Below are 3,244 nucleotides of genomic sequence, written 5' to 3'. Positions count from 1 at the left end.
AGAGTAGCAAAGGATAGCAGTGAATATGTAGGAGAGGATAAGGAAGTAGAGATACAAGGAAATCTCAATACAAGTATAGAACAAGATGAGAGTAGGAATATAAAAGGGAATAAGAGGGAGATGGTGGAGGGACATTTGCAAATTAATGTAGAAAAAGATGCGAGAGTAAGTATTAACGATGAATTTGCTGTTAATTCTACAAATAATTTAGTATTGGATACTAAAGATTCTATGTCTCTTGCTGCAACAAAACATTTAAGATTGGAAGCCGACTCATCTAATGTGGAAATAGCAACCAATTATAGCGTTAATGCTGGTAACCAAATCCTTCACCAAGTAGGAGACACTTCTATTACTGCTAAGGGAGATTGTGTTATTATTAAAGCTGGTGGAATAGAAGTAGTCATAGATTCTAAAGGATTAGTTGTTAAAGGTGGGGAGATAAAGGCGGAGTGAGGGGTAAAGAAAAAGGAAGAATAATAATATTGTTACTATGTAGCTTTTGTAGCTTTATTGGGTGTTATGCTTTGAGTATGCCAATAAAAGAGAATGTAAATATTGTATTACTAGATTCTGTATTGGAAAATCTTATTCATAAAGCTACACTGGATTCCCTAAACAATTTAACACAAGAGGAATGCGAAAAGCTGCAATATACTTATAATGCGAACTTGCAAGATTCGCAGAATAATGATAAGACTTATGGTGAAGAGCAAAGTTGCTACTATGCTGCAATATGGAATCTTAAAGCCACTACTGCGGAACTTATAGCTAAAAAACACATAGTCACTGATATGAATTCGCTAAATTCTATTCTGCATTACAAAATCATTGCTTTTTTAAGCACCACAAATTTACAAACCTTGCGTGATACGCTAGGCTTTGAAGTAACCTATCATTTACAAGATGTTACCAACGTATGCAATCGTCTTGATGGTTTGGAGTTTGAGGCAAGTTGTAATTTGTATATGCAGATTTTTGATGATTTAGCACGATATGTAACACAAGAACAGAATCTACCACAAAAGGCAATTCAAGACTACCAAGGAACTTTTGAGCAAATCACACAAACTGCTCTTGATAACATAGAGCAAGAATTGCCTGATATGCCGTAGCATAAGGAATATAATGCTACTAGCAGATAATTTTAGAAATGTTATTACGATGATGTTATTTGGTAATAAAAATAAGAATCAAGAAATACCAATACCAAAAGATTCGCAAGGTAAAGTATTAGGGAATGGCTATCTCTACACAGATGTATTAGAATCTAAGAGAGACAATCCAACCATCAAACCATTTCAAAAAGACACTCAATATAGAATTACAAGTACTTTTGGTAGGAGAATTGATTTAAAAAACAGAGAGCCACATTCTGGCATAGATATATGCTTTTCACAAAGCTTTTCAATGGGAGAATTTACTTATAAAAAGCCTCCATTATTTTCACCAATAGATGGGCGAATTATTTTTAATGAAAAATCTTCTTTAAACTCTGTGTATATCATTGATAAGGATAAAAATAAGCACGGATTGTTGCATATGGATGTGGTATTCGTGCAAAATGGACAAACAATTAAGCAAGGAGATTTGGTTGGCATTATTGGCGGTATTGGTAAATCTTTATCAAACATAGACGATCGGCAAGTTAATACTATTTATGATAATGCATTAAAGCTTCAAGAAGTAAATTATTTTCAAGCATTTATTGATTTTTTAAAAAATGATTTTACGATATTAGAAAATATCAAAGATGATATACAAATGCAAAAAGCCCAAGAGTTTATTAATAAAAAATGGCAAGAAAGTATTGCAAAACAACATAAAGTATATATAGATATATTACATAAAAATGGTATTCAAGCTATACATCTTAATACATTACTAAAGCTTATGGAGCGCAAGGATTTAGAAAAAGAAAAAGAGCGAATAATAAAAAATGAAATTATTAGGCATCTAAGAAATAAGTTTGCCATACATTTGCATTATCAAATACAAGATTCTGAAGATAAGTTGATTAATCCAGCAGTATTTTGGAATACTACCTATAAGATAAAAGAAACACATTATGACGAGCAAGATGCTATTGTTCAAGTGAATGGTTTGCATAAAATCTATGAATATAGTTATGATAAAAACTCTAATTTACTAGAGATAAAAACACCAAAGGGTAGATGCTTTTTCCCATATTACACCTCTGAAAAATATTATACACTCCACAATCCAAGCGCAATAAAGGAAAATTTAGGCTTGTATTATAGTGTTAAAGCTATTGATTCTAAGGAGTTTAGAATCTGTGAATATTTTTTACAAGAAAAAGAAAAACTCAAACAACAAATTTTGCTATATAGGAGATATAAAAATGGAAAAATAGATTCTAAGAATAAAGACCAACAAGATTCATATAATAATTGGTTTCAAGTTATTTCAGGAACTGCGAATTTTAGAAAGGTGGATATAGAATTAGAACCATTGTATTATCAATGGTATAAAAGAGATGGGGTATTAGGCACAGCACCAGAACAAAAAACAGAGAATCCAAGTGGCACGGCAACAATCAATCTCACCCTTAGTAACCAACATGGATTTTTGCAAAACACTCCTATTTATATTTATTCATATTTTCATCATAGACTTTATGAGAGTAAAACTGATGAATATGGAATATTGCGTTTTTGCCTACCATTTGAAGAAAGCAATAAAAGTTTTACTCTTGCCTTATACTGCCATAAAGAACTTTTCAATATGGATACTTCTAGTATGGTAGGCAATGTAACCAAAATAACTCTTGCTCCTAGTCATATACAAAATAAAGAATATATTGGAAATAAAACAATGCAATATATCCCCAAACAAGAGTTGCAATCAAATGTCAAAGTTGAAGTGATACAAAATATGCCTTATGAATATTATTTTGAGAGGAGTAAGGCTACACAAGCATATTTTAGGGTGGAATTGTGAATGTTACTAAATTTATATGTTTCTAGCATAATACTTGTTTGTTATAGGATTTATGCCATTAAAAATAAGGAGTTCTAGCCTCTATTTAAGTAAAATATATCTTGTTTGTTTTTAAATTATTTTAAGTTTCTTTTATTTCCATATTGATAAAATAACTTATCAGATTAAGAAAAGGGATACAAAGAGATTGGACTATGATAAACCTAACACTTCCTCTTATATAAGGAACAACCTATGAGTTCTCCCACTTCCTCCTTTCTCTCTCTAAACATTAATAATATTA

Annotated in this window: 2 protein-coding genes and 1 pseudogene; all 3 read left to right on the top strand. The window is 31.0% G+C overall.

Annotated elements, in window-relative coordinates:
• Positions 1-456: pseudogene (locus tag LS65_RS09880) on the top strand (bacteriophage T4 gp5 trimerisation domain-containing protein); the annotation flags it as partial.
• A gap of 29 nt (positions 457-485) precedes the next feature.
• Entirely contained in the window at positions 486-1,115 is a 630-nt protein-coding gene (locus tag LS65_RS09510; protein ID WP_236096707.1) for a hypothetical protein, read from the top strand.
• Positions 1,116-1,128: 13 nt separating this feature from the next.
• On the top strand, positions 1,129-2,961 hold the full coding sequence (locus LS65_RS09505) for a M23 family metallopeptidase (RefSeq protein WP_034361711.1): 1,833 nt from the start codon (positions 1,129-1,131) through the stop codon (positions 2,959-2,961).
• The last annotated feature ends 283 nt before the right edge of the window (positions 2,962-3,244 follow it).

Source organism: Helicobacter japonicus (genome assembly GCF_000762845.2).
Classification (GTDB): domain Bacteria; phylum Campylobacterota; class Campylobacteria; order Campylobacterales; family Helicobacteraceae; genus Helicobacter_C; species Helicobacter_C japonicus.
Note: the sequence above shows the minus strand (reverse complement) of the source record. Positions and strands in the feature narration are given on the sequence as shown.

Excerpts from the sequence above, each read along its gene's own strand:
- LS65_RS09505 (WP_034361711.1), top strand. The coding sequence starts at position 1,129 with ATGCTACTAGCAGATAATTTTAGAAATGTTATTACGATGATGTTATTT.